This is a genomic window from Nocardioides jensenii JCM 1364 = NBRC 14755 (genome assembly GCF_001552535.1).
In the GTDB taxonomy this organism is placed as follows: domain Bacteria; phylum Actinomycetota; class Actinomycetes; order Propionibacteriales; family Nocardioidaceae; genus Nocardioides; species Nocardioides jensenii.
In genome coordinates, this window is record NZ_BCRJ01000039.1 from 16,983 (window position 1) to 42,522 (window position 25,540).

Genomic DNA, 25,540 nt, shown 5'->3' on the forward strand with positions numbered 1-25,540 from the left:
CACGGGGTCCGGAAACATGCGCTGATCACACGCTGTGCTCAGGGTTTCCCCAGAAATGCGAGCAACGCTCACCGACATGACGACTCCTCCTGCTCCCCGCAAGCGCCGCCGTACCGTCCTGATGACCGCCGGGCTCACGGCGAGCGCCAGTGTGATCGCGGCTGCCGTGCTCGGCGCCCAGACCGACTCGTCGGGAACCTCTGGTGGCGAGAGCACCTCCGAGTCCGCCGCCCCGTGGTACGGCGATCCGCTGATCGAGGAGGAGTGAGCGGGTCAGGCGAAGGACCGGGTCATTCGAAGGGGTTCGGCAGTGCGCCGGGCAGACGACGCAGGATCTCCTGCGCGTTCAGCAGGTGCTTGTGCTCGACGAGCACCTCGTACTTCGTGGCGACGACGGCGCTGATCGAGGAGAAGTCGCGCCGTCCGCGGGTGCTGGCGAAGCCGATCAACCCCCACACCAGGCCGAACACGGCGCCCATCAGCGCAGTCGAGACGATCATCGCGAGGACGTTGCCGTCACCGAACAGCGAGAAGATCAGCCCCACGAAGAGACCGAGCCACGCCCCCGACAGCACACCGGCCAGGGCGACCTTGCCGGTGGTGAGCCGTCCGGTGATCCGCTCCATCTGCTTCAGCTCGGTCCCGACGATCAGGCAGTTCTGCACCGGGAACTGTTCGTCGGAGAGGAAGTCGACGGCCCGTTGGGCGTCGGCGTACTTGTCGTAGACGGCCAGCGACTGAGGGAACTCGAGGGCGAGCCCGCTCGCGTTGGCGGGAGTGGGAGCTGGCATGACTCCATGGTGCCCCACGCCGTCAACAGTGCGGGCTCTAGACTGGGCGCGTTCCCCGCACCCCTTGCACCAAGGAGCCTCCCGTGGCCCGTGTCGTCGTCGACGTCATGCTCAAGCCCGAAATCCTCGACCCCCAGGGCAAGGCCGTGCACGGCGCACTGCCTCGACTGGGATTCGACGGTGTCGCCGATGTCCGTCAGGGCAAGCGGTTCGAGATCGATCTCGACGGTGAGGTCACCGAGGAGAGGCTGGCCGAGGTGCACAAGATCGCCGAGACCCTGCTCTCGAACCCGGTGATCGAGGACTACGCGATCCACATCGAGGGCGACGCGGCTCCCGGAAAGCGCCGCGCCTGATGAAGATCGGAGTCGTCACCTTCCCCGGGTCCCTCGATGACGTCGACGCCCAGCGCGCCGTGCGCCTCGGTGGCAACGAAGCGGTCGCGCTCTGGCACGGTGACCACGACCTCCAGGGCGTGGACGCGGTGGTGCTTCCCGGCGGCTTCTCCTACGGCGACTACCTGCGGTGCGGGGCGATCTCGCGCTTCTCGCCGGTGATGACCGAGGTCATCGCCGCGGCCGGCAGGGGGCTGCCCGTGCTCGGCATCTGCAACGGCTTCCAGATCCTCTGCGAGTCCCACCTGCTGCCGGGTGCGCTGATCCGCAACGACCACCGCAAGTTCGTCTGCCGCGACCAGCGCCTGCGCATCGAGAACAACCGCACCCCCTGGACCTCGTCGTACGACGACCGCGCCGAGATCACCATCGTGCTCAAGAACGGCGAGGGCTCCTATGTCGCCGACACCGAGACCCTCGACCGCCTCGAAGGCGAGGGACGGGTCGTCGCGCGCTACCTCGACGGCAACCCGAACGGCTCGCTGCGCGACATCGCCGGCATCACCAACGAGGCCGGCAACGTGGTCGGCCTGATGCCGCACCCCGAGCACGCGATCGAGGACCTCTGCGGCCCCGGCACCGACGGCCTCGGCTTCTTCACCGGCCTGGTCGAGAAGACATTCGCATGAGCCCGTTGGCCCTGTTCCGCCGGGTCGCGATCGCCGAGGCGGTCACCTGGGCACTGCTGCTCGTCGGCATGTTCCTCAAGTACGTCACCGAGACGACCGAGCTCGGCGTCCGCATCTTCGGCATGGTCCACGGCGTCGTCTTCGTCGCCTACTGCCTGACCACGGTCGTGGTCTGGATCGACCAGAAGTGGACGTTCGGCCGTCTCGCGCTCGGCCTGGTCAGCGCCGTCCCGCCGTTCATGACGGTGTGGTTCGATCGCCATGCCGAGAAGGCCGGCGCCCTCGACTCCACGTGGCGGCTTCGGGCCGAACAGCCCACGGGCCAGCTCGAGAAGCCCACCGCCTGGGTGCTGCGCAATCCCGTGGCCGGTGCGTTGACCGGGCTGGTCGCGGTCGGCGTACTCACCGCCGTTGCCCTGACCGTCGGGCCGCCGGCAAGCTGACCTGCCGACGACCCGACCAGGCTCAGTAGCGTCCGTCGCGCAGCCGTGCCCAGGCCGCCCGGTTCAGCACACCGGTGTCCGAGCTGCGCAGGTTGCGCTGCCACAGCTTCATCACGGACTCGGTGCGGGCGTCGAAGACTCCGGTCACCGGCACGTAGCGTCCGGTGGCCGCGGTCAGTGCCCGCTGCGCCAACCGAACCGGAGGGCCGGTGTGACCGCGCTTGACGGTGCGGTAGTTGCCGGTGCTGTTCAGCATCACCCAACTGCGCTTGGTCCAGGTCACCGAGACGCGGATGCCGCGCTGGCGCTGGAAGGCGTTGATCGCGGCGATCGTGGGTGCGTCGTACCTGCCGGTGATGGCGCCCGAGTAGAGCTTGACGTGGGTCAGCTGGCACTGGAGGGCCTTGACCGCCGTGACGTTCGACGGCGCGAGCCGCCTGTTCAACGCGGGGAACGAGGAGAGGTTGATGTTGGCCTTGCCGCGGCAGCTCAGCCCCTGGCGCCCTGCGATCGACCCCTTGCCGACGTCGAGGAAGTTGCTGTCGATGTTGATCGTGGTGCCGCCCCACGTCTCGTTGTGGCCGCCCCGGTACTGCTTGACCCGGCTGTGCGGCTGCCAGCCGTCCTCACGGATGTAGTTGGTCGAGGTGTTGGCCCGGCCGTCCCACCGGGCGATCCAGATCCGGTCGGGAAGGGTGAAGCGACCCGGTCGGTCGACCCGCGCGTCGTCGAGCATCTTGATGCCCGAGCCGGCGCTGGAGTAGACCCCCGAGACGTAGCCGAGGGCGTGCAGTCGACCCGTCCACGCGTGCAGGAAGTAGATCGCCGACTCGCGGCACGAGGTGATGGTGTGGTTGAAGCCCTCAAGGTCGTACCACAGCGTGCTGCCCGGGACGATGCCCAGGTTCTTGGCCGCGGCGACCGCCTTGTCGGCCTCGCGACGGCCCTGTCCACGCGCGGCCTGGTAGCTCTTGTAGCTGCTCGGCTTGATGGTCTCGTCGGTGCCGTAGCGCGGGAACCGGTCGAGGCAGTCGGCCTGCGGCCCGAGGGTGATCGGCAGGATCACCCAGCGGTTCGCGAGCTGGTGGCTGATCCAGCTCTTCGACAGGTTGGGTTGGCTGCGGCAGGCGCGGGACTCACCGGAGATGTAGATGCCGACCGCGGAGAACGGGGAGTGCTCCATCCAGGCGTTCATCTTCGCCTGGGTCGGGGCGACGCACTGGTCGAAGCCGTAGCCGGTGAAGTCGCCGGGGGTGACCCGGTTGGCCGCGTGCGCGGGGGCCGCGAGGGAGGTCAGTGCGAAGCCGGCGAGGGTGGCGGCGAGGCCGCTGGCGACGAGGCTTCGCAGTCGCGAGCGAGTCTGGGATTGGGGGCTCATGAGGGTCTCCAAGGGGGAAGGAACTGCGTCACCCTAACCACACAAGTCACAGCAGTAACAGTGGTTCGGTTGAACTACAAATCTGTAATTCGTGCAGGTCAGCGGGGGTGTGACCGGATCGTCAGGTTCGCTGCCGAGTGCCCCGAACGGTCGTCGGCCCACCGGCCCTAGGATGTGCGTCGTGCCTGAGACTTCCCGCCCTGTCCTCGACACCGTCGCTGTCGCCGCCGCCGACCCCACGCGTGAGCAGCCGTGGGCGGACCTCGGCCTGAAGGCCGACGAGTACGACCGCATCCGCGAGATCCTCGGCCGTCGGCCCACCAGCTCCGAGCTGGCGATGTACTCGGTGATGTGGTCGGAGCACTGCTCCTACAAGAGCTCCAAGGTGCACCTCAAGCAGTTCAGCGAGATCCCTCAGGAGACTCCTGTCGGCAAGATGCTGGCCGGCATCGGCGAGAACGCCGGCGTCATCGACATCGGCCAGGGCTACGCGGTCACCTTCAAGGTCGAGTCGCACAACCACCCGTCGTACGTCGAGCCCTACCAGGGCGCCGCGACCGGCGTCGGCGGCATCGTCCGCGACATCCTCGCCATGGGCGCCCGACCGGTCGCCGTGATGGACCCGCTGCGCTTCGGCCCGCTCGACGCCGACGACACCCACCGCGTGCTGCCCGGCATCGTGGCCGGCGTCGGTGGCTACGGCAACTGCCTGGGCCTGCCGAACATCGGCGGCGAGGTCGTCTTCGACGAGACGTACGCCGGCAACCCGCTGGTCAACGCGCTCTCCATCGGCGTCCTCCGCCACGAGGACCTCCACCTCGCCAAGGCCTCCGGCGTCGGCAACCAGGTAATCCTCTACGGCGCCCGCACCGGCGGCGACGGCATCGGCGGGGTCTCCATCCTCGCCTCGGAGACCTTCGAGTCGACCGGTCCGGCCAAGCGGCCGAGCGTCCAGGTCGGCGACCCGTTCATGGAGAAGCTGCTCATCGAGTGCACCCTCGAGCTGTTCCAGGCTCGTGTGGTGGCCGGCATCCAGGACCTCGGTGGCGCCGGACTCTCGTGCGCCACCTCCGAGCTGGCCTCCGCCGGTGACGGCGGCATGCGCTGCTCTCTCGACAAGGTGCCGCTGCGCGACTCGACGCTCTCGCCGGAAGAGATCCTGATGAGCGAGTCGCAGGAGCGGATGATGGCCGTCGTCGAGCCCGGCGACGTCGACGCCTTCATGGCGATCTGCGAGAAGTGGGACGTCGAGGCCGTCGCGATCGGCGAGGTCACCGACACCGGACGCCTCGAGATCGACTGGAACGGCGAGCGTGTCGTCGACGTGCCGCCGCGTTCGGTGGCCCACGACGGGCCGACGTACAACCGGCCGTTCGCGCGCCCCGACTGGCAGGACGCCCTCCAGGCCGACGGTGCCGAGAAGCTGGCCCGCCCCGCGACCGGCGACGAGCTCAAGCAGACCCTGCTGCAGCTGATCGCCTCGCCGAACCTGTGCGACAAGTCGTGGGTCACCGACCAGTACGACCGCTACGTGCAGGGCAACACCGTGCTCGCCCAGCCGTCCGACTCCGGCATGATCCGCGTCGACGATCAGACCAACCTCGGGGTCGCGGTCTCCACCGACTGCAACGGCCGCTTCGCCAAGCTCGACCCGTACGCCGGCGCGCAGCTGGCGCTGGTCGAGTCCTACCGCAACGTGTCCACCGGTGGCGCGACGCCGATGGCGATCAGTGACTGCCTGAACTTCGGCTCGCCCGAGGACCCCGACGTGATGTGGCAGTTCGCCGAGGCCTGCCGCGGTCTCAAGGACGCCTGCCTCGAGCTCGGCATTCCGGTCACCGGCGGCAACGTCAGCCTCTACAACCAGACCGGCGAGACCGCGATCCTGCCCACCCCGGTGGTCGCCGTGCTCGGCGTGATCGAGGACGTCACCCGGCGTACGCCGACCGGCTTCGAGGTCGAGGGCGAGCGCATCTTCCAGCTCGGTGCCACCCGGGAGGAGCTCTCCGGCTCCGAGTGGGCCCACGTCGTGCACGGCCACCTCGGTGGGCGTCCACCGCTGGTGGACCTGGCCGCCGAGAAGGCACTGAGTCAGCTGTTGGTCGAGGCGGTCGGCCTGGTCACCAGCGCCCACGACCTCTCCGACGGTGGTCTCGCCGTCGCGCTGGCCGAGTCCGCACTGCGCAACGGCATCGGCGCCGCGGTCGCCGTCCAGGGCGACGCGTTCGTCGACCTGTACGCCGAGTCAGCTGCCCGAGCGATCGTCACGGTTCCGGATGCCTCGGCCGACGCGCTGGTCGCGCTGGCCGAGAAGCACGGGGTGCCGTTGACCCCGCTCGGCCGCACCGGCGGCGCCGGCATCTCCGTCGAGGGTCCCGCGGGAGACACGCTGTTCGACGTCCCCGTCGAGGAGATCCGCGCCGCGTGGGTCGCGACCCTCCCTGCCGCGCTGGGCTGACCCACAGGGTTTGGCCGCCCGCCAGGTGGGAATTCGTGGGCACATGAGAAATCGACCTGTGCTGATCGGCCTTGCCGCGGGCGCGTTGGCGCTGACGGTGGCCTGTTCCGGCTCCGACGACTCGGACGACTCCGACCACGTGGACAAGGCCGCGCCGCTCTCCAGTGGTTACAGCGTGCGGGCCGCCCTCGCCGAGATCCCCGATTCCGCCGTGGAGGGCGAGGTCCTGGTGCAGACCGCCGACCTGCGTGCTGCGACCGAGGCGGCCGGTGTGGAGTTCCCCACCGACGGCAGTCGCGAGGGGACGACACCCTGGTTGATGGCGCTGACCGACGGCGCCTCTGATCGACCCGCACCCGGCTTCGTTCCCCTCCCGGAGTCCTTCAACCTGCAGAGCGCGTCGCCCGACGACTTCGCCGGCGTTCTCGGGTGGTCCGTCCTGGACGTCGACTCGTTCGTGGAGCTCTCCGTGCCGCCCGGCCGCTTCGCCGTGGTCACCGGTGACTTCGACGACGACACGCTCTCCGGCGACCTGACCGAGGTCGAGGACGGCATCGTGACCGACCGTGAGGGCGAGGACTTCGAGAACGACCTGGCCTCCGTCAACGCCACGAACCCACTCGGCGTGCCCACCCGGCTGGCCAGGCAGGATGACCGGATCGCGCTCGGCACGTCGACCCCCGCCGTCCGGTCCTGGCTCGACGGCGGGGACACCCTGGCCGACGACGACGCCCTGGCCGCGGTCGCCGGTGCGCTCGACGACGAGGACGTGGTCTCAGCAGTGCTGACCCACGTCGAGGGTGGGCAGGACCCGGCGGCCGCGCTCGGCTCCCAGGCGAGCCCGGAACAGCTGAAGGCACTCTCGGAGCAGATCGACGGCTTCGTGCCCGATGACCCGTTCGACGCGGTCGGCATCGGTTGGGCGGTCGACGACGGCAAGGCGGAGGTTCACGTCGCCTACCACTTCGAGTCCGACGACGCCGCGACCGATGGTGCCAAGGTGCTGGAGAAGACCTACCGCGAGGGGGTCAGCGTGGTCTCGCAGACGCCGTTCAGCGACTACCTGTCGGTCGACGACGTCGAGACGGACGACTCCGTGGTCACCGTCTCGGTCACGCCCGCCGACGACAACCGGGACGGTTTCCTCTACCAGGCACTCGTGCAGCGCGAGCTCCTGTTCGTCTCCCGCTGACCCTCCCACGCGAGCCACGCCGTCAGGAGGAGTTGCGCATCGCCCGCAGGCCGATGCAGACGCCGAGTGCCGCCACGACGGCCGAGCCCGCGAACCCGGCGGCGATCGTGTCGATCGGGTAGTTGCCGGCGAAGAGCTCCCGCACGGCCTCGACGACGTACGTCAGCGGGTTGAGGTCGGAGGCGATCTCGAGCCACCGCGGCGCACCGTCGAGGGGCAGCAGGATGCCGGCCAGCAGCAGCACCGGGAAGATCAGCGTCTGCTGCACGGTCCAGAAGACCCACTCGCTGTCCCTCGAGGCCAGGGCCAGGGCGAACGACAACGCGCCGACACCGATGCTGAACAGCGACAGGATGACGACGCCGACGAGTACGCCGCCCAGGTGCAGGTCGAAGCTGAACGGTGTGACGACCAGCAGGATGATCGCGGTCTGCATCAGCATCGGCACGACCTCCTTCAGGGCCCGCCCGACCAGCAGTGACGAGCGGCTCAACGGAGAGACCAGCAGTCGCTCGTGCGACCCGGTGAGCATCTCGTTGGTCAGGTTGGCCCCGGTGAAGGAGGCGCCCATCAGGCAGGTCATCGCCACGATGCCGGGCACGAACCACTGCAGCGCGGAGCCGTCGGGAGTCTCGGGGAGCAGTGGCGCGAACAGCCCGAGGAAGACCAGTGGCTGCACCATCGCGAAGAGCACCGACGCCGGCTCGCGCAGCACCGGCTTCAGCTCGCGGGTCATCACGTTCCAGGTGTCGGCCCAGAATCCGTTGACCGGGCTGTCCGGCGTCGTCTGCCGGACGGGGGTGGGGGTCAGGACTGCGGTGCTCATGCTGCTTCCTCCGTGTGGTTCGAGTGGTCGGTCGTGGTCGAGCCGTCGGTGGCGCCAACCGCCTGCTCCTGTGCTTCGCGCAGGCTGCGCCCGGTCAGGTTGAGGAACACGTCGTCGAGCGTGGGGCGGGCGACCTCGATGCTGCGGGGGGCCATCCCACGACGGTCCAGCTCGACGAGCAGTCCGGGTGCGATCTCGTGCCCGCCGGCCACCCGCACGGTGACCACGTCGTGGTCGCGCTCGACGACCGCGCCGTCGATGCGGGCCGCCTGCTCGGCGGCCACGGTGGCGTCGATGTCGTCGACCAGTCCGATGGTGAGCAGGTCACCGAGTCCGGACTTCAGCGACTGTGCGGTGTCGTCGGCGATCACGGTGCCGTGGTCGATCACGATCACCCGCTCGGCCAGCGCATCGGCCTCGTCGAGGTAGTGCGTGGTCAGCACGATCGTGGACCCGGTCGAGGCGTGAAGCCGCTCGATCTGGGCCTGCAGGTTGGCCCGGTTCTGCGGGTCCAGCCCGGTCGAGGGCTCGTCGAGGAAGAGCACCCGGGGCAGGTGCACGAGGCCCATCGCGATGTCGAGGCGCCGGCGCTGGCCTCCGGAGAGCGTGGAGACCTTGCGGTCCGCGACCGCGGACAGGTCGAGGTCCTCGATCAGCTCGTCGGCCCGGGCGTGGGCGTCGGCGCGGGAGAGCCCGTGCGCCCGGCCCTGGCTGACCAGCTCGTCCCGGCCGCGCTGGACGTGCCCGGCGCCGTTGCCCTGCCCGACGAAGCCGATCGCCCGGCGTACCTCGCGCTGCCCGGAGACCACGTCGTGGCCGGCGACGGTGGCGGTGCCGGACGTCGGCGGGATCAGCGTGGTGAGCATCCGCAGGGTGGTGGACTTGCCCGCGCCGTTGGGGCCGAGGAAGGCGACCAGCTCGCCCTGGCCGATCTCGAGATCGAGGCCGCGAACCGCCTCGACCGTGTGCTTGCGTGTCGTGAAGTGCCGGGTCAGCCCCCGGGTCGCGATCACGGGTCCGGTCATCGTGTGTGTGGTCATGACGGAGACGATTCCGGAGATTCAGGCCACTTCCTGACCGCTATCAGAATTAGTCTGGACGACATGAACACCAGCGCCCGGATGCTGCGTCTCCTCTCCCTGTTGCAGACCCACCGCTACTGGCCCGGCGGCGAGCTCGCCGACCGGCTCGAGGTCAGCGCGCGCACCCTGCGCCGCGACATCGACCGGCTGCGCGAGCTCGGCTATCCCGTCGACGCGGCTCGTGGCGTGGCCGGGGGCTACCAGCTGCAGGTCGGCTCGACCCTTCCTCCGCTGCTCCTCGAGGACGAGGAGGCGGTCGCCATCGCGGTCGGCCTGCGCACCGCCGCGGCCGGAGCCGTCGACGGCATGGAGGAGACCTCGCTGCAGGCCCTGACCAAGGTGATCTCGTTGATGCCGCCGCGGCTGCGTCGCCGGATGGACGCGCTGAAGTCCCAGACCGTGCCCGCCCCGTCGTACGGCCCGAGCATCGACGCGACCACGCTGACCACCCTCGCGCAGGGGTGCCGCGACCAGGAGACGGTGCGGTTCGGCTACACCGCCAAGGCAGCCGAGCAGACCCAGCGCCATGTCGAGCCGCGCCGGCTGGTCTCGATCGGGCGGCGGTGGTACCTGGTCGCCTGGGACCGCGGCCGCGACGACTGGCGCAGCTTCCGGGTCGACCGGATCGGCGCGGTCGAGCTGACCGGCAACCGCTTCCTGCCGCGCGACCTGCCCGCCGACGACGAGCTCGCCTTCGTCCGGGCCGGCTTCAAGTCCATCCCGCGCCGGTACGACGTCCGCGTGCGGTTCGTGGCCCCGCTGGAGGTCGTGGCCGCTGTCGTCGGCAGATGGGCCGAGCTGTCCAGCGACGGTGAGACCACCCTGATGAAGATGCAGGTCGACGACTTCTTCTGGCCACTGGCCGTGCTCGGGTCGGTTCCCGCCGACTTCACCGTCGAACAGCCGCCGGAGCTCGTCGAGGCCGTCGCCGCGAACGCGACCCGGATGGCCCGCTCGGTCCGCCCCTGAGCCGACACCGGAGTATGGACCCGTGGCCAAACAACTCGTCCCCGCCGACCAGGCCGCCGTCGATGCCGCAGTGGCCCGGTGGCGGGGGAGTCGCGACGCACCGGACCGCGCCGATCTGAGGCTGCTGACCAAGCACTTCCTGGCGCTGCTGCAACAACGCGCCCCCGGCAACTCCGTCGAGGTCCGCGTGCCGCCGTACGCCGCCGTGCAGGTGATCCCCGGCGTCCGCCACACCCGGGGTACGCCGCCAGCGGTCGTCGAGCTGAACGCCGAGACCTGGATCGCCCTGGCCACCGGCGAGCTGGCGTTCGCCGAGGCCGAGCACGACGGCCGGGTGCGCGCCAGTGGTGAGCGGGCCGACCTCACGCCCCACCTGCCGCTGGGCTGAGCGCGTCGTCGGCCCACTACGGTGGATCCATGGCCGGGATCGTCGCAGTGCTGCCCACCGAAGAGCTTCGTGAGGACGTGGGGCCGGTCGACGGCGTCGACGTCCTCGTCGGCGACCCGGGCGACCGGGCGGCCGAGGTGGAGGTGCTGGTCGCCGATTACCCGACCAGCCCCGGTGGGGTGGACGACGTGGCGCGGTTCCCCAACCTGCGCGTGGTGCAGCTCCAGTCCGCCGGTTACGACGCGGTGCTGGGCCGGATCCCGGACGGCGTCACCCTGGCCAACGCCACCGGCGTCCACGATGACGCCACCGCCGAGCTGGCCCTGGGCCTGACCATCTCAGCCCTGCGCGGCATTCCGGAGGCCGTGCGCGCCCACGGCACCTGGACGCCGATGCCCGTGCGTCGTTCGCTGGCCGACAGTCGGGTGCTGATCCTGGGCTACGGCTCGATCGGCCGCGCCATCGCCGAGCGGATGGTCGCCGCGAAGGCGGTCGTCACCGGGGTCGCCTCCCGCCGTCGTGAGCAGCCCGACGACCTGGTCGGTCAGGTGCACGGCATCGACGAGATCGCCGCCCTGCTCCCCGGCACCCACGTCGTGGTCAACGTGCTGCCGCACAACCGGGCGACGCAGGCCCTGGTCGACGACGCGTTCCTGTCCGGTCTCGACGACGGCGCCCTCGTGGTCAACGTCGGTCGCGGCCCCACCGTCGACACCGACGCGGTCCTCGCTCACGCCGGACGACTTCGGTTCGCCCTCGACGTCACCGACCCCGAGCCGCTCCCCGACGGCCACCCGCTCTGGCAGTCGCCCGACGTCCTGATCACCCCACACATGGCCGGCGGCACCACCGCGATGCCGCCCCGGATCGCGGCCCTGGTGCGCGACCAGCTGCAACGGCACGTCGCGGGCGAGCCGCTGCGCAACGTCGTCACCTGACGAAACCCGCGCGACGCCGCGGTCACCCTCCTGCGAGAATGCGGCATGCGCACCATCAAGCAGAGCCAGAAGCTGAAGAACGTCCGGTACGACGTCCGCGGGCCGATCCTCGTCGAGGCACAGCGGCTGGAGGCCCAGGGCCACCGGATCCTCAAGCTCAACATCGGCAACCCGGCACCGTTCGGGTTCGAGGCTCCGGAGGCCATCGTGGCCGACATGGTGCACCACCTGCCCGACGCGCAGGGCTACTCCGACTCCCGCGGCATCTTCTCGGCCCGCACCGCGGTCGCTCAGTACTACCAGTCCCGTGGTCTCCAGCACGCCCACGTCGACGACATCTTCATCGGCAACGGGGTCTCCGAGCTGATCTCGATGGTGCTGCAGGCGTTCGTCGACGACGGCAACGAGATCCTGGTGCCGGCGCCGGACTACCCGCTGTGGACCGGTGCGGTCTCGCTGTCCGGCGGCACTCCCGTGCACTACCTGTGCGACGAGGAGAACGACTGGATGCCCGACCTCGAGGACATCGAGTCCAAGATCACCGAGAACACCCACGGCCTGGTCATCATCAACCCGAACAACCCGACGGGTGCGGTCTACAGCGAGGAGACCGTCAAGGCGCTGGTCGACATCGCCCGCCGCCACGACCTGGTCATCTTCAGCGACGAGATCTACGAGAAGATCCTCTTCAACGGCGCCACGCACCACCACACCGCCGCCTACACCGGCGACGACGTGCTCTGCCTGACGTTCAGTGGGTTGTCCAAGGCCTACCGGGTGTGCGGCTACCGCGCCGGCTGGCTGATGGTCTCCGGTCCCAAGCACCTGGCCGGAGACTTCCTCGAGGGGCTGACCCTGGTCGCCAACATGCGCATGTGTGCCAATGTGCCGGCCCAGCACGCGATCCAGACCGCGCTCGGCGGCTACCAGTCGATCGAGGAGTTCATCGGCCCCGGCGGCCGGTTCTACGAGCAGAGCATGCTGGCCCACAAGCTGCTCAACGACATCCCCGGCGTCAGCTCGGTCGAGCCGAAGGGGGCGCTCTACTGCTTCCCCAGGCTCGATCCCGACGTCTACCCGATCAAGGACGACGAGGAGTTCGTGATCGACCTGCTGCGCGCCAAGCACATCCTGGTCACCCACGGCACCGGCTTCAACTGGCCCACCCCCGACCACTTCCGGCTGGTCACGCTGCCCGACGTCGCGATGCTCGAGGAGGCGATCGGTCGGATCGCGGAGTTCCTCGCCGAGTACCGCGCCACCGTCTGAGCCTCGCCCGGGCTCGGCGCAGGGGCCACGGAGCGACCACCTGATATTTCGGACATCACTCACACTTAGGATTAAGGTAAGCCGAACCTTAGTCGTGAGGAATGCCATGTCGCCCCGTTTCGTCGCCGCCGCCGTACCCCTGCTCCTGCTGAGCGGCCTGCTCAGCGCCTGCAGTGAGGACGACGGACCCTCGATCACCGTCTACAACGCCCAGCACGAGGAGCTCCTCGAGGAGCTGGTGCCGATCTTCGAGGACGAGACCGGCATCGACGTCAAGCTGCGCAACGGCAAGGACTTCGAGCTGGCCAACCAGATCGTGACCGAGGGGGAGGCCTCGCCGGCCGACGTGTTCCTCACCGAGAACTCTCCGGCGATGTCCCTGGTCGAGTCCGAGGGCCTGTTCTCGCCGCTCCCGGCCGACACGCTCGCCCTGACCCCGAAGCAGTTCCGTCCGGTCAGCGGCAGCTGGACCGGCTTCGCGGCCCGCTCCACCGTGGTGATGTACAACAAGGACGACATCGCGCCCGAGGACCTGCCGACGAGCATCCTCGACTTCGCGAAACCGGAGTGGAAGGGCAAGGTCTCCTTCTCGCCGACCGGCGCCGACTTCCAGGCCATCGTCTCCGCCGTGCTCGAGCTCGAGGGCGAGGACGCCACCAAGGAGTGGCTGGTGGGCCTGGCCGAGAACGGCGAGGTCTACGACGGCAACAACATCGTGATGCAGTCGGTCAACGACGGCGAGACGCCGACCGGCATCGCCTACCACTACTACTGGTACCGCGACCAGAAGGAGTCCGGCGAGAACAGCTCGAACACCGAGCTCTACTTCTTCGGCAACCAGGACCCGGGCGCCTTCGTGAGCGTCTCCGGCGCCGGCGTGCTCGAGTCCAGCGACAAGCAGGAGGACGCCCAGGAGTTCGTGAAGTTCCTGGTCGACAAGACCGGCCAGCAGGCCCTGGCCGACAGCTACGCGCTGGAGTACCCGCTCAACCCGGCGGCGGAGCTCGAGCCCCTGGTCAAGCCGTTCGGCGAGCTGGAGCCGCCCACGGTCGACGTCTCGAAGCTCAACGGGCCCAAGGTCATCGAGCTGATGCAGGGCGCCGGACTGATCTGATGACCACCACCGTCGATCCGCCTCGCATGTCGCGGCGGGTGCACGACGGGGCACCCGTGGCGCTCCTGCTCATCGGAGTCGCCGTCGCACTGTTCGCGCTGATCCCGCTCCTCCACGTCGTGCAGTACGCCGCCACGGTGGATCCCGGCGTCGCCAGGGAGCAGCTGTTCCGCCCACGCATCGGCATGCTGCTGCGCAACACCCTCGGCCTGATGGTCGCCTGTGTCGCGGCCAGCATCGTGGTCTCCGTCGCCTGCGCCTGGCTCGTGGTCCGGACCGATCTTCCGCTGGCCGGCCTGTGGCACGTGCTCCTGACCGCGCCACTCGCCGTACCCGCCTTCGTCAACGGCTTCGGCTGGGTCTCGCTGACCCACGCCGTCGAGGGCTTCGGCGGGGCAGTGATGGTCGTGACGCTGTCCTACTTCCCGTTCGTCTACCTGCCGGTGTGCGCTGCGCTGCGCGGCCTCGATCCCGCCCACGAGGAGATCGCCGCCTCCGTGGGCCTGACCCGCGCGGCCACGTTCGTGCGGGTCGTGCTGCCGCAGCTGCGCCCGGCGATCCTGGGCGGATCGCTCCTGGTGGCACTGCACATGTTCTCCGAGTTCGGCGCCCTGAAGACGCTTCGCTTCCCGACCTTCACCACCGCGATCTACGACCAGTTCAACACCACGTTCAACGGCCCCGCCGCCCACCTGTCGTCCGCCGTGCTGGTGCTGCTGTGCCTCGTCGTGCTGCTGGTCGAGCTGCGGCTGCGCGGCCGACGCCGCTATGCGCGCACGAGCAGCGGCAGCCCGCGCACCGCCGACCGGGCACCTCTCGGCGGTCTGCGGTGGCCGGTCCTGGTGGTGCCCGTCGCCGTCACCGGCCTCGCCCTGGGCGTGCCGATCTACAGCCTGGTCCACTGGATGCAGGTCGGCTCCTCGACCGGCAACGGGCTCGACCAGCTCGTGCCCACCGCGATCACGACCGTGTCGTACGCCGCCGTGGGTGCGTTGTTGTCAGTCGTCCTGGCACTGCCCGTCGGCCTGCTCGTCGTACGCCACCAGTCGCTGGCCGGCACCCTGGTCGAACGCAGCACCTACACCGCCAACGCGCTCCCCGGCATCGTGGTCGCCCTGGCGTTGATCACGGTCACCATCGAATACGCCACCGGCCTCTACCAGACCGCGATCGTGCTCGTGGCGGCGTACCTGATCATGTTCATGTCGCGGGCCGTGGTCAGCGTGCGCGCCTCGCTGGAGCAGGCGCCGCCGGTCCTGGAGAGCGTCGCCCGGTCCCTGGGCCTGGGAGGGGTGGCCACCACGTGGCGGGTCACCGTCCCGATCGTGATGCCCGGCATCGGCGCCGGCGCGGCCCTGGTCTTCATCGCCATCTGCACCGAGCTGACCGCCACACTGCTCCTCGCGCCGCTCGAGACCCAGACCCTGGCCACCGAGTTCTGGTCGCAGTCCTCGGCCCTCGCGTACGGCGCCGCGGCGCCGTACGCCCTGCTGATGATCGTGATCTCGATGCCGGCGGTCTACCTCCTTAGCCGTACGACGCAGGGGCAGCGCCCCGGAAGGCCGGTCACACCATGAGCACCCCAGACAAATCCTCGCTGCGCTCCGGTTTGCCCGGGGACCCCGCATGAGCACCCCAGACAAATCCTCGCTGCGCTCCGGTTTGCCCGGGGACCCCGCATGAGTGTCCTCGACGTACGCGGGCTCACCCGCAGCTTCGGAGCGGTTCGCGCCCTGGCCGGGGTCGACCTGACCATCGCGGACGGCGAGGTGCTGGCCGTGCTCGGCCCGTCGGGCTGCGGCAAGACGACCCTGTTGCGCACCATCGCCGGGTTCATGCCGGGTGACGCCGGCGAGGTCATCCTGGGCGATCGACCGGTGCTGGTCGAGGGTCGCTCGAAGGTCGCGACCCGCCACCGCAACGTCGGCTACGTCCCCCAGGAGGGGGCGCTCTTCCCGCACCTGGACGTTGCCGCGAACATCACGTTCGGGCTGGACCGCGCTGAACGCCGGAAGGCCGACATCGGTGAGCTGCTCGAGCTGCTCGGCCTCGACCCGACGCTGGCCCGGCGCTCGCCGCACGAACTCTCCGGTGGCCAGCAGCAGCGCGTCGCCGTGGCCCGCGCCCTGGCTCGCAAGCCCTCCCTGCTGCTCCTCGACGAGCCGTTCTCCTCCCTCGACGCATCGCTGCGCGAGGCCACAGGGCGCGCCGTCGTCCGCGCGGTCAGGGCCACCGGGGCGGCCGCCCTGCTGGTCACGCACGATCAGAACGAAGCCTTGTCACTGGCCGACGTGGTCGCGGTGATGTCGGCCGGGCGCGTGGTCCAGGTGGGCGCACCCCTGGAGGTCTATGCCCGCCCCGCCACACCGTTCGTGGCCTCCTTCGTCGGCAGTGGGTCGGTCCTGCCGGCCACCATCACCGGCGGCGTTGCCGTCTCCGTCATCGGCAGCTTCCCGGTCTCGGGGCAGGCCGACGGCGACGTCGGCCTCTTCGTGCGCCCCGAGCAGGTACGCCTCGATGAGGCCGGCGAGGTCGAGGCGACGGTCGCCGGGTTCGACTTCTACGGTCACGACGCCTGCCTGCACCTGTCGGTCGGCGACCACGAGGTGCTCTGCCGGGTCCGGGGCGATCGTGTGCCGGGCGAGGGGCAGCGGGTCCGGATCAGTGTCGACGGCGCGGCCACGGTCTTCGAGCGTGCGACATGACGATCACCGGATCCGCCCCGTCTCCTCTGCGCCATCCCTTCGGTGACCTCGCCCGGTTCCGCGACCGGGCCGCCCTGGTCACCGCTGACGGGCAGGTCACCTACGCCGAGCTGGCGGACCGGGTGTCCGCGCGGGCGGAGGCCTGGCTCGACTGCCGACGGCTGGTGCTGCTCAGCGGCGCCAACACCGTCGACTTCGTGGTGTCCTACCTGGCCGCGCTCGCCGCCGGCTGCCCGGTGGCCGTGCTCCCGGGGTCCGGGGACACCCTGGCCGCGGTGACCCGCGCGTGGGACCCCGACATCGTCGTGCGCTGCCCGCCGGAGGGCGGCGCGGTCGACGACGTACGCCGAACCGGCAGCACTCACCACCTGCACCCCGACCTTGGGCTGTTGCTCTCGACCTCCGGGTCGACCGGCTCGCCGAAGCTGGTGCGCCTCTCGCAGGACAACCTGACCAGCAACGCGGCGAGCATCGCCGACTACCTGGGCCTCACCGACGCCGACTGCGGCATCACCAGCCTGCCGTTGCACTACTGCTACGGCCTCTCCGTCCTGCACAGCCACCTCAGCGTCGGGGCGGCCGTCGCGCTCACCGAGACCTCCGTCGTCGACCACTGTTTCTGGGAGCTGTTCGAGCGGGCCGGCGTCACCGGCCTCTCCGGGGTGCCGCACACCTTCGACCTGCTCGACCACACCGGCTTCGCCGACCGGACCCTGCCCCGCCTGCGCTACGTCACCCAGGCCGGCGGCAAGCTGGAGGCCGAGCGGGTGCGCGGCTACCACCGCGCCGGCCGTCGCGCCGGCTGGGACTTCTACGTGATGTACGGCCAGACCGAGGCCACCGCGCGGATGGCCTACCTCCCGCCAGATCTCGCCGAGGCGTGGCCACAGGCGATCGGCCGTGCCGTCCCGGGTGGCTCGCTCCGGCTCGAACCCGTCGAGGGTGCGGGCGGGGGTATCGGCGAGCTGGTCTACGCCGGGCCCAACGTGATGATGGGGTACGCCGAGCACCCCGGAGACCTGGCCCTCGACGCCATGCCTGGTGAGCTGCGCACCGGCGACCTGGCCCGCGAGCTGCCGCACGGCCTGTTCGAGGTGGTCGGCCGCAGCAGTCGCTTCACCAAGGTGTTCGGGCTGAGGGTCAACCTCGACGACATCGAGGCGCACCTCGCCGCGCACGGCATCACCGCCCGGTGTGTCGGGGTCGAGGGCAGCATCGACGTGTTCGTCACACGTCGACGCGACGTACGACCGGCCCGCGAGCTGGCCGCCGGCCTGTGCGGCGTACCCACCTGGGTGGTGAGCGTGCGTCGAGTCGCCGCGCTGCCACGCACGCCCAGCGGCAAGGTCGACTACCGGCGGCTGGGCGAGCTGGCTGCTGCCTCTCGTGGCAACGACCCCGCCCCGCAGGGGGTGGACGTCGCCGACCTGTGCGAGCTCTATGCCCGCGTGCTGGACCGCGACGACGTGACCGCGGACGACAGCTTCGCCGGTCTGGGCGCCGACTCGCTGTCGTTCGTCGAGATGTCGGTGCGTCTGGGGGAGCGGGTCGACCCGCTGCCGCCGGACTGGCACCACCTACCGATTCGTGAGATCGCAGGGGGAGCCGGGACTCGCAGCAGGTGGGGCACCTCCCTCGACACGACCGTCCTGCTGCGGGCTGTCTCGACCGTGTTGATCGTCGGCTCCCACGTCGAGCTCTTCGACCTGACCGGCGGCGCCCACCTGCTGCTGATCCTGGCCGGCTACAACCTGGCCCGCTTCCACCTCGGCGCCGGGACGACCAGGGCCACGCCGGCCCGCATGGGCTGGGCGCTGGTCGCGATCCTGCTGCCCAGCGTGCTGTGGATCGGTGCGGTGACGGTGCTCTTCGGTGACTATGACCTGAGCACCGTGGCCTTCCTGAACTGGGCGTTCGGCTCGGAGACGTGGGACGACCGGTGGCGGTTCTGGTTCCTCGAGTGCCTGGTGTGGATCCTGGCCGGGGTGGCGGTGCTCTTCACGTCTCCGCGGGTACGCCGACTCGAGGCCCGGCACCCCTTCGGCTTCGCGTTGGCCTTCTTCGCCGCTGCCATGGCGCTGCGCTGCACACTGACCGGTTGGACCGCCGACGACCTCGACCACTACCTGGCTCCGGTCGTGGTCTGGTGCGTGGCGTTGGGCTGGCTGGCCGCGCGGGCTCGTTCGCTGCCGCAACGGATTCTGGTCAGCGTGCTCGGCGTCCTGGCCGTGATCGACTTCTTCGGCGAACCCTCACGCGAACGCGTGGTCTGGGCCGGGTTGCTGGTCGGCCTGTGGATCCCGGCGGTCCGGTTGCCCCGGGCTGCCGCGTGGCTGGTCGGTGTGCTGGCCACGAGCTCCCTGGCGGTCTACCTGACGCACTGGCAGGTCTACCCGCACCTCGAGGTCGACCACCCGTGGCTGGCGCTGTTCGCCTCGCTCGCCGTCGGGGTGGCCTACCACTACGCGAGCAAGCCTCTGGTCGCCGCCGTACGCCGCCTTGGCCCCGCCCGCGTGCAACGCGGGGTCACGGTCGCTCCACACGCGGCGTACGACGGGCGAAGCGTCAGCACCACCGCACAAGAGCGCGGACGCGTGCGGCGCTAGTGTGCTGCGCATGACATCGATCGACGCCATCCGTTCCCGTCTCACCGAGTTGATGCCCGCGATCCGGGCCGACCTCGAGGACCTCGTCCGCATCGAGTCCGTCAGCGCCGACCCGGCGCGAGCGGCCGAGGTGCAGCGCAGTGCCGAGAAGACCCGCGACCTGTTCGCCGCCGAGGGCTTCGACGTGCAGATCCTCAGCGCCGACGGGGGAGCCCCCGCCGTGGTGGCGAAGAAGCGCGCAACCGCGGGAGACCCGGCGAGCGCGAAGACCGTGCTGCTCTACGCGCACCACGACGTCCAGCCCGAGAACGACCACGCCGAGTGGAACACCGCGCCGTTCGAGCCCACCGAGGTGGGCGACCGGCTCTACGGCCGCGGCGCCGCGGACGACAAGGCGGGCATCGCCGCTCACCTGGCCGCGCTGCGCGTCCTCGGCGACGAGCTCCCGGTCAACGTGGTCGTCTTCGTCGAGGGTGAGGAGGAGGTCGGCTCCGACTCGCTGCCCGCCTTCCTCGACGAGTTCAAGGACCAGCTCGAGGCCGACGTCATCGTGATCGCAGACTCCGGCAACTGGGACATCGGCGTCCCGGCCCTGACCACCAGCCTGCGTGGCCTGGTCCGCGCCGACGTCGAGGTCCGCACGCTCACCCATGCTGTCCACTCCGGCATGTGGGGCGGGCTGGCCCCCGACGCGCTGATCGCGTTGAGCCGCCTGATCGCCTCTCTGCACGACGACGAGGGCAACGTTGCCGTCGAGGGCCTGTACGCCGGCCCGGCCGCCGACGTCGACTACCCCGAGGAGCGTCTGCGTGCCGAGTCCGGTGCCGTGCCCGGTCTGGAGTGGATCGGCACCGGCACCGCCGTCGAGCGCCTGTGGACCAAGCCCTCGTTGAGCATCACCGGTCTCGACGCGCCCAAGGTCGACGGTGCCAGCAACACCCTGGTCGCCGCGGCCCGGGCCAAGATCTCCCTGCGCGTCGCGCCTGGCGACACCACCGCCAACGCCGCGGAGTGCCTACGCAAGCACGTCGGGGCCAACGTGCCGTGGGGCGCGGAGCACACGTTCACGATCGTCGACACCGGTGAGGCGACACAGATCGACGCCACCGGGCCGGCGTACGACGTGGCCCGCGACGCGTTCACCCAGGCCTGGGACGGCACCGCACCGGTCGACATGGGCGTCGGCGGGTCCATCCCGTTCATCGCCGCGTTCCTCGAGGCCTTCCCGCAGGCCAGCGTGCTGGTCACCGGTGTCGAGGACCCCGACACCCGCGCCCACGGCGCCAACGAGGGCCTGCACCTGGCCGAGTTCGAGCGGGTCTGCGTGGCCGAGGCGCTGCTGTTGGCCAACCTGGCCGACTGAGCCCACCCCGTACCTTCACCGGAGAGTCCTCAGGATCTTCGCGCGTCGAAACCTGAGGACGCTTCGGTGGCACGGGTGCCGTGGGTCGACGACGAGGCCGGCCTCCAACATTTGGACGCTGGTACGTGCCGAAACATCACGGCTGTGCGCACAATGAACGGCAGGGAGGGAGCTCACCCCGTGCGGGAGCCCGGTTGAGGGACCGGAGCCCGCACAGAGGAGGACTCCCGCAATGTCGCAGCACTCGGGCACGACAAGCCCCCACACAGAGGACACACGAGCCGTCGACGGATCCGCCGTCGCCGACGACTCGCGCGGCACGAGCCGCCGCCACTTCCTCGGCTACGTGCTCGGTGGCACCACGCTGATGGCGGCCGCCGACCTGGGCCTGTTCGCCTCCCCCGCGGAGGCCACGATCCCGACGATCCCCTCGATACCCGAGCTCTACGACCTCAACGACTTGCTCACCCATGCCGCGATGCCGACGGCGAACCTGATCGCGATCAGCGTCAACGAGGACGGCACCGCCTCCTTCGCGCTGCCCCGCGCAGAGGTCGGGCAGGGCATCACCACCTCGACCGCGATGATCATCGCCGAGGAGCTGGAGCTGCCGCTCGACAAGGTGAGGATCACGCTGGCGCCGGCCCGGCCCGAGCTGCTGTTCAACCAGCTCACCGGCGGCTCCAACACCACGATCTCGACCTACACCCCGATCCGGGTGGCGGCGGCGATCGCGAAGCTGGAGCTGCTCAAGGCGGCCGCGATCCTGCTCGGCGACACGATCGGCAACCTGGTCGCCAAGGGCGGCGTCATCGAGGCACCCGACGGTTCGAGCGTGACCTACGGCGAGCTGGCCAGGAAGGCGGCCAGCCCGACCACGAAGAAGGTCGAGGTCGACCTCAAGTCGAGCGCCGGGTTCGGCATCGTCGGTACGCCGCAGAACCGGATCGACGCGATCGACGCGGTCACCGGCACCAAGACCTACACCACCGACCTGCAGGTGCCCGACGCGCTGCCGACGATGATCTGCCGGGCGCCCACGCTCAACGGCATCCCGCTGGCGATCGAGAACAAGGCCGAGGTGCTCGCCCTGGCCGGCGTCACCGACGTCGCACTGATCGACACCGGGGTGGCGGTGCGCGCCGAGACCTTCGGTCAGGCCATCGACGGGGTCCGCGCGCTCAAGGTGCGCTGGCAGGACGGCCCGGTCGCGGGGGAGTCCGACGCGAGCGTGCTCACGCGCCTGAAGAAGGCCGAGCTGCCGATGCCGGCGCTGCCGAAGAACCCGCTGGCCAAGACGGTCTCGGCCGACTTCACGTTCTGGTTCCGCAGCAACTCCGCGATGGACACCAACTCGGCCGTGGCCGACGTACGCAACGGCAAGGCCACCGTCTGGGCGGGGCTGAAGTCACCGATCATCGCCAAGCAGGCGATTGCGAAGGAGCTGGGCCTCGGCGAGGCCGACGTCGAGGTCAACGTAGTGCAGTCCGGAGGCTCGTTCGGACGCCGTCTCTTCCACGACGCCGCGCTCGAGGCGGCCAAGGCCTCCAAGGCGATCGGCAAGCCGGTCAAGCTGATGTGGCACCGGGCCGACGACGCCCGGGTCGGCCGCGCCCACCCGATGGCCACCTCGCGGGTGCGGGCCAGCCTGCTGGGCAACGAGGTGCTGGCCTTCCACCAGTCGCACACCAGTGTCGAGACTGACTTCCGCCACGGCCTCGGCGAGATCGTCACCGCGATGGCCGCCGACCTCCCGGCGGGTCTGGGCAACCTCGGGTTCGCGGAGACCATCTTCACGCTCACCCAGGAGGTGCCCTACAACTTCGGGGTCGTGCTGCAGACCCTGGCCGAGACCGACGGCCGGTTCAACACCGGCAGCATGCGCAACATCTACTCACCCGACGTGCGCTGCGCCAACGAGCTGATGGTCGACCTGCTGGCCAAGGAGGCCAAGCTCGACCCCTACACGTTCCGCCGCAAGATGCTGCGCATCAAGGCGGTGCGCGGGGTGCTCGACAAGGTCGCCGAGGTTGGCGAGTGGGGCAAGGCGATGCCGGCCGGCACCGCCCAGGGCATCGCGATCCACAAGGAGTACAAGGGAGTCAGTGCCTGTCTGGTCGAGATCGACTGCCGGCCCGAGACCGTCAACCGGAAGGTCCGCGACGCGGTCACCGGGCCCCGGGTCACCAAGGTGACGTACGCCGTCGACGTGGGCCTGCCGATCAACCCACGAGGGCTTGAGGCCCAGATGCAGGGCGGCATCAACGACGGCATCGCGCTGGCCCTGACCTCGAGTCTGCACCTGCGTGAGGGCCACTTCATGGAGGGCAGCTGGGACAACTACTTCTACACCCGGCAGTGGAACACGCCGCCCGAGGTGAACGTGATCGTGATGCCCCCGTCCTCCGACCAGCCGGGTGGTGCAGGGGAGGCCGGCGTCGCGGCCAGCTTCGCCGCGGTCGCCTGTGCCTACGCCCGGGCCACCGGCACCGTGCCGACCGAGTTCCCGATCAACCACGGCGAGATCTCCTTCGAGGAGAAGCCACGGGTCCCACCCGTGCCGCAGTCACCGACCGACGGCCTCGACCACACCTACTGAGGAGAAGGATCCGACCATGCCTGAACAGAGCTTCGTCCTCAACGGCGAGAAGGTCACGGTCGACGTGGCTGACGACGTCCGCGTGCTGTGGGTGCTGCGTGACCTGCTGGGGGTCACCGGCCCGAAGTACGGCTGCGGCATCAACGTCTGCAAGGCCTGTACGTCGCACATCAACGGCAAGGCGTTCAACCCCTGCTCGGTGCCGGTCGGCGAGGTCGGTGACGACGACGAGATCACCACCATCGAGGGGCTGCCCGACACCGCACCGGAGGACCAACGCGGCCCCCACGGGCTGCACCCGATGCAGGAGGCGTGGCTCGAGCGCGACGTCGCCCAGTGCGGCTACTGCCAGCCGGGGCAGATCATGGCCGCGGTCGCGGTCGTACGACGAGCGCGCGACGAAGGTCGTCAGGTGACTGACGCCGACCTCGACGGCATCCGCAACATCTGTCGCTGCGGCACCTACACCCGGATCCGTGAGGCGATCCGCGCCGGCGAGCAGTCGATGTAGTCGAGCGGCCGGTCAGTCGTCTGTCGGGCTGGCCGGCAGAGTGACCGTGAACGTGCTGCCCGCGCCGAGCCTGGAGTCGACCTCGATCCGGCCGCCGTGCCGCTGCACGATGCGTTGCACGATCGCGAGGCCGAGCCCGGTGCCGGGCTGCTGGAGGGCCTCGGGGTTCGTGGAGCGGAAGAACTCGCCGAAGAGTCCCTCCCGGTCCTCCTCCGAGATGCCCAACCCGTCGTCGTGGACGGCCAACGTGACGGTGGCCGCGGCTGGGCCGTCGGTGGACGCGGTCAGCGTGATCGTGACGGTGCCGCCTTGGCGGGAGTACTTCACGGCGTTGCTGACCAGGTTGAGGCACACCCGGTCGAGCTCGGGGGCCTCGCCGGTGGCGATCACCGGATCGGGGGCCACCACCTCGACCTTGAGGCCGCGGCGTCCGCTCTCCAGGCTCATCAGCTCGACGGCGTTGTCGACCAGCTGGCGCAGGGGCACCGGCGAGGCGTTCACCGGCCGGTGCGGATCGCCGACCCGGGAGAGCAGCAGCAGGTCGACCACGAGGCCCTCGAGGCGCTGGGCGTTGCGCTGCACGACGTTGAGTGCGCCTCGGGTGTCGGCGTCGACGTCGGCGTCCTCGACCAGCTCGAGGTAGCCCAGGATGCCGGTCAGTGGTGCCCGGAACTCGTGGGTGATCGTCGAGATCAGCTGGCTCTTGTAGGCCTCGAGGGTGCGGACCTCCTCGAGCAGGCGTCGCTCGCGTTCGAAGGTGCGGGCGTTGAAGGCGGCCCGCCCGAGGTCCTGGCCGACCTCGCGGGCCCATTGCAGCTCGGCGCCGCTCCACTCGCGCGAGCCCGGGTTGCGGGTCAGCGTCATCAGGCCGAGGCACTCGTCGCCGGCACCGAGCGGCACGAACAGTGCCGTGGCGACGTTGATCGTGGCGAGGTAGTCGAGGATCGCGGCGCGGCGCGGCGCCGTGAGGACACCGGCGTCGGGACGCTCGGGTGAGATGACCACGACCTCGCCGGCGGCCCAGGCGTCACCGGCCGTGGCGTTGGCGATCTCGACGACCGCCGGAGGGAGCACGACGGCGCGGTCGTCGGTCGAATAGATCGTGTTGGGTCCGCGGCCGTAGTTGTCGAAGGCCTGCAGCCACATGCCCTGCGCCTCGAACCCGGTGATGATCTCGGGGCGGGCGACCGCGATCAGCTGGTCGAGCGAGAGCTCGCCGCTGGCCACGCGCATGATCCGACGGGAGGCCTTGGCCAGGCGCAGCTGCTCGGCGGCGCGCTCGCGCTCCAGCAACGCCCCGACGACGCGGGAGGAGATGTCGACGTACCGCCGGAGCAGGGTCTGTTGCCGGGGGCCGGGGCGTAGTCCGTCGAGGGGCAGGTCGACCGAGAGCACTCCGCGCAGGGCGCCGTCATCGTCGAGCAGGGGCGCGAACAGCAGGTCGAGGGGGCGCCACGCGTCGGCGTGCTCCAAGGGTGTGTAGTCCGGGATCCAGCCGAGGCCGTCGTTGCGCCCGGCGACCGCCTCGTGCGGCACGAACCGCAACGTGCCCCACCCGACGGAGTCGGCCAGGGCCTGGTCGAACTCGGAGCGGCGCAGGGTGGTGCCCAGCAACGTGGCCTCGGCGTCCTTGTTCCCGGCGACGGCGACGACCTCGAGGTCTCCGTTCTCGCGCAGCACCGACAGTGCGGCGACGCCGAAGCCGGCGAGCTCGCACACGCCCTCGGCGATGATCCGCATGGAGTCCTCGAGCACCTGCTCGGACCAGGCGCCCGACAGAATACGTTCGAAGCCGACCTGGTCGTCCCGGCCGGACGGCCCGGTGGTGCTCCCGTCTGACATGTGTCCCTCCCCGAACCGCAAGGATAGGGCGAGGGTGGGCGG

The 25,540-nt window shown here is 70.1% G+C and carries 22 protein-coding genes; 17 read left to right on the plus strand and 5 right to left on the minus strand.

The genetic code is table 11. The features are described 5' to 3' along the window. The first annotated feature begins 76 nt into the window (after nt 1-76). Nucleotides 77-268 (plus strand): hypothetical protein, encoded by a 192-nt coding sequence (locus NJ4_RS09950; RefSeq protein WP_157551026.1) that lies wholly within the window; start codon nt 77-79, stop codon nt 266-268. A gap of 22 nt (nt 269-290) precedes the next feature. On the opposite strand, the gene NJ4_RS09955 is transcribed toward NJ4_RS09950, so the two are convergent. After that, a complete protein-coding gene (locus NJ4_RS09955) occupies nt 291-791 on the minus strand; it encodes a general stress protein (RefSeq protein ID WP_067433849.1) in 501 nt (166 codons plus the stop codon). A gap of 83 nt (nt 792-874) precedes the next feature. Here NJ4_RS09955 and purS point away from each other — a divergent pair, with 83 nt between their 5' ends. Genes purS through NJ4_RS09970 form a run of 3 tightly spaced genes read left to right on the plus strand, consistent with a single transcriptional unit; the run spans nt 875 to nt 2,258 of the window. Then, entirely contained in the window at nt 875-1,147 is a 273-nt protein-coding gene (gene purS, locus NJ4_RS09960) for a phosphoribosylformylglycinamidine synthase subunit PurS (protein WP_067433852.1), read from the plus strand. After that, nucleotides 1,147-1,815, plus strand: coding sequence for a phosphoribosylformylglycinamidine synthase subunit PurQ (purQ, locus tag NJ4_RS09965; RefSeq protein ID WP_067433855.1), 669 nt, complete (start codon nt 1,147-1,149; stop codon nt 1,813-1,815). The genes purS and purQ overlap by 1 nt, the downstream gene beginning before the upstream one ends. After that, entirely contained in the window at nt 1,812-2,258 is a 447-nt protein-coding gene (locus tag NJ4_RS09970) for a DUF3817 domain-containing protein (protein WP_067433858.1), read from the plus strand. Before purQ ends, NJ4_RS09970 begins: the two co-directional genes overlap by 4 nt. Nucleotides 2,259-2,280: 22 nt before the next feature. Here the strand turns inward: NJ4_RS09970 and NJ4_RS09975 are convergent, their stop codons facing one another. Beyond that, on the minus strand, nt 2,281-3,636 hold the full coding sequence (locus NJ4_RS09975; RefSeq protein ID WP_067433861.1) for a glycoside hydrolase domain-containing protein: 1,356 nt from the start codon (nt 3,634-3,636) through the stop codon (nt 2,281-2,283). A 172-nt stretch (nt 3,637-3,808) separates the two neighbouring features. Between NJ4_RS09975 and purL the strand changes: the two genes are divergently transcribed. Further along, nucleotides 3,809-6,094: a phosphoribosylformylglycinamidine synthase subunit PurL gene (gene purL / locus NJ4_RS09980; RefSeq protein ID WP_067433864.1), complete on the plus strand. Its 2,286-nt coding sequence runs from the start codon at nt 3,809-3,811 to the stop codon at nt 6,092-6,094. Nucleotides 6,095-6,137: 43 nt separating this feature from the next. Next, entirely contained in the window at nt 6,138-7,286 is a 1,149-nt protein-coding gene (locus NJ4_RS09985) for a hypothetical protein (protein WP_157551028.1), read from the plus strand. Nucleotides 7,287-7,308: 22 nt separating this feature from the next. Here NJ4_RS09985 and NJ4_RS09990 read toward each other — a convergent pair whose 3' ends face one another. Then, nucleotides 7,309-8,112 (minus strand): ABC transporter permease, encoded by an 804-nt coding sequence (locus tag NJ4_RS09990; RefSeq protein ID WP_067433870.1) that lies wholly within the window; start codon nt 8,110-8,112, stop codon nt 7,309-7,311. Continuing rightward, on the minus strand, nt 8,109-9,152 hold the full coding sequence (locus tag NJ4_RS09995; RefSeq protein ID WP_245644526.1) for an ATP-binding cassette domain-containing protein: 1,044 nt from the start codon (nt 9,150-9,152) through the stop codon (nt 8,109-8,111). The genes NJ4_RS09990 and NJ4_RS09995 overlap by 4 nt, the downstream gene beginning before the upstream one ends. Nucleotides 9,153-9,215: 63 nt before the next feature. On the opposite strand from NJ4_RS09995, the gene NJ4_RS10000 reads away from it, so the two are divergent. The 11 genes from NJ4_RS10000 (at nt 9,216) to NJ4_RS10050 (ending at nt 23,656) form a co-directional block, all read left to right on the plus strand. Continuing rightward, the gene (locus NJ4_RS10000) at nt 9,216-10,163 is read left to right on the plus strand and encodes a helix-turn-helix transcriptional regulator (RefSeq protein ID WP_217996818.1); all 948 of its coding nucleotides are present in this window, start codon (nt 9,216-9,218) and stop codon (nt 10,161-10,163) included. Between the two features lie 22 nt (nt 10,164-10,185). After that, entirely contained in the window at nt 10,186-10,551 is a 366-nt protein-coding gene (locus NJ4_RS10005) for a sterol carrier family protein (protein WP_067433874.1), read from the plus strand. A 29-nt stretch (nt 10,552-10,580) separates the two neighbouring features. Further along, nucleotides 10,581-11,489, plus strand: coding sequence for a 2-hydroxyacid dehydrogenase (locus tag NJ4_RS10010; protein ID WP_067433877.1), 909 nt, complete (start codon nt 10,581-10,583; stop codon nt 11,487-11,489). Between the two features lie 45 nt (nt 11,490-11,534). After that, nucleotides 11,535-12,758 (plus strand): pyridoxal phosphate-dependent aminotransferase, encoded by a 1,224-nt coding sequence (locus NJ4_RS10015; RefSeq protein WP_067433880.1) that lies wholly within the window; start codon nt 11,535-11,537, stop codon nt 12,756-12,758. A gap of 106 nt (nt 12,759-12,864) precedes the next feature. Beyond that, on the plus strand, nt 12,865-13,872 hold the full coding sequence (locus tag NJ4_RS10020; protein ID WP_067433883.1) for an iron ABC transporter substrate-binding protein: 1,008 nt from the start codon (nt 12,865-12,867) through the stop codon (nt 13,870-13,872). Further along, nucleotides 13,872-15,449 (plus strand): ABC transporter permease, encoded by a 1,578-nt coding sequence (locus NJ4_RS10025; protein WP_217996819.1) that lies wholly within the window; start codon nt 13,872-13,874, stop codon nt 15,447-15,449. Before NJ4_RS10020 ends, NJ4_RS10025 begins: the two co-directional genes overlap by 1 nt. Nucleotides 15,450-15,551: 102 nt before the next feature. Beyond that, complete coding sequence (locus tag NJ4_RS10030) at nt 15,552-16,577, plus strand: ABC transporter ATP-binding protein (RefSeq protein WP_067433886.1); 1,026 nt, start codon at nt 15,552-15,554, stop codon at nt 16,575-16,577. Continuing rightward, the gene (locus tag NJ4_RS10035) at nt 16,574-19,183 is read left to right on the plus strand and encodes an AMP-binding protein (RefSeq protein WP_067433889.1); all 2,610 of its coding nucleotides are present in this window, start codon (nt 16,574-16,576) and stop codon (nt 19,181-19,183) included. Before NJ4_RS10030 ends, NJ4_RS10035 begins: the two co-directional genes overlap by 4 nt. 10 nt (nt 19,184-19,193) lie before the next feature. Further along, complete coding sequence (locus tag NJ4_RS10040; protein ID WP_067434050.1) at nt 19,194-20,546, plus strand: dipeptidase; 1,353 nt, start codon at nt 19,194-19,196, stop codon at nt 20,544-20,546. Between the two features lie 232 nt (nt 20,547-20,778). Further along, nucleotides 20,779-23,145 carry a molybdopterin cofactor-binding domain-containing protein gene (locus NJ4_RS10045; protein ID WP_082748359.1) on the plus strand — a complete coding sequence of 789 codons (2,367 nt, stop codon included), beginning with the start codon at nt 20,779-20,781 and terminating at the stop codon, nt 23,143-23,145. A 16-nt stretch (nt 23,146-23,161) separates the two neighbouring features. After that, nucleotides 23,162-23,656 carry a (2Fe-2S)-binding protein gene (locus tag NJ4_RS10050; protein WP_067433892.1) on the plus strand — a complete coding sequence of 165 codons (495 nt, stop codon included), beginning with the start codon at nt 23,162-23,164 and terminating at the stop codon, nt 23,654-23,656. Between the two features lie 12 nt (nt 23,657-23,668). Here the strand turns inward: NJ4_RS10050 and NJ4_RS10055 are convergent, their stop codons facing one another. Next, on the minus strand, nt 23,669-25,498 hold the full coding sequence (locus NJ4_RS10055) for a sensor histidine kinase (protein ID WP_067433894.1): 1,830 nt from the start codon (nt 25,496-25,498) through the stop codon (nt 23,669-23,671). Between the last annotated feature and the right edge of the window lie 42 nt (nt 25,499-25,540).

Coding starts and splice junctions, on each gene's coding strand:
- NJ4_RS09990 (WP_067433870.1), bottom strand. CDS start 8,112: ATGAGCACCGCAGTCCTGACCCCCACCCCCGTCCGGCAGACGACGCCG.
- NJ4_RS10040 (WP_067434050.1), top strand. CDS start 19,194: ATGACATCGATCGACGCCATCCGTTCCCGTCTCACCGAGTTGATGCCC.
- NJ4_RS10030 (WP_067433886.1), top strand. CDS start 15,552: ATGAGTGTCCTCGACGTACGCGGGCTCACCCGCAGCTTCGGAGCGGTT.
- NJ4_RS10050 (WP_067433892.1), top strand. CDS start 23,162: ATGCCTGAACAGAGCTTCGTCCTCAACGGCGAGAAGGTCACGGTCGAC.
- NJ4_RS10020 (WP_067433883.1), top strand. CDS start 12,865: ATGTCGCCCCGTTTCGTCGCCGCCGCCGTACCCCTGCTCCTGCTGAGC.
- NJ4_RS09950 (WP_157551026.1), top strand. CDS start 77: ATGACGACTCCTCCTGCTCCCCGCAAGCGCCGCCGTACCGTCCTGATG.
- NJ4_RS10010 (WP_067433877.1), top strand. CDS start 10,581: ATGGCCGGGATCGTCGCAGTGCTGCCCACCGAAGAGCTTCGTGAGGAC.
- purL (WP_067433864.1), top strand. CDS start 3,809: ATGTGCGTCGTGCCTGAGACTTCCCGCCCTGTCCTCGACACCGTCGCT.
- NJ4_RS10035 (WP_067433889.1), top strand. CDS start 16,574: ATGACGATCACCGGATCCGCCCCGTCTCCTCTGCGCCATCCCTTCGGT.
- NJ4_RS10045 (WP_082748359.1), top strand. CDS start 20,779: ATGTCGCAGCACTCGGGCACGACAAGCCCCCACACAGAGGACACACGA.
- NJ4_RS10025 (WP_217996819.1), top strand. CDS start 13,872: ATGACCACCACCGTCGATCCGCCTCGCATGTCGCGGCGGGTGCACGAC.
- NJ4_RS09970 (WP_067433858.1), top strand. CDS start 1,812: ATGAGCCCGTTGGCCCTGTTCCGCCGGGTCGCGATCGCCGAGGCGGTC.
- NJ4_RS10000 (WP_217996818.1), top strand. CDS start 9,216: ATGAACACCAGCGCCCGGATGCTGCGTCTCCTCTCCCTGTTGCAGACC.
- NJ4_RS09955 (WP_067433849.1), bottom strand. CDS start 791: ATGCCAGCTCCCACTCCCGCCAACGCGAGCGGGCTCGCCCTCGAGTTC.
- NJ4_RS09975 (WP_067433861.1), bottom strand. CDS start 3,636: ATGAGCCCCCAATCCCAGACTCGCTCGCGACTGCGAAGCCTCGTCGCC.
- NJ4_RS10055 (WP_067433894.1), bottom strand. CDS start 25,498: ATGTCAGACGGGAGCACCACCGGGCCGTCCGGCCGGGACGACCAGGTC.
- purQ (WP_067433855.1), top strand. CDS start 1,147: ATGAAGATCGGAGTCGTCACCTTCCCCGGGTCCCTCGATGACGTCGAC.
- NJ4_RS09985 (WP_157551028.1), top strand. CDS start 6,138: ATGAGAAATCGACCTGTGCTGATCGGCCTTGCCGCGGGCGCGTTGGCG.
- NJ4_RS10015 (WP_067433880.1), top strand. CDS start 11,535: ATGCGCACCATCAAGCAGAGCCAGAAGCTGAAGAACGTCCGGTACGAC.
- NJ4_RS09995 (WP_245644526.1), bottom strand. CDS start 9,152: ATGACCACACACACGATGACCGGACCCGTGATCGCGACCCGGGGGCTG.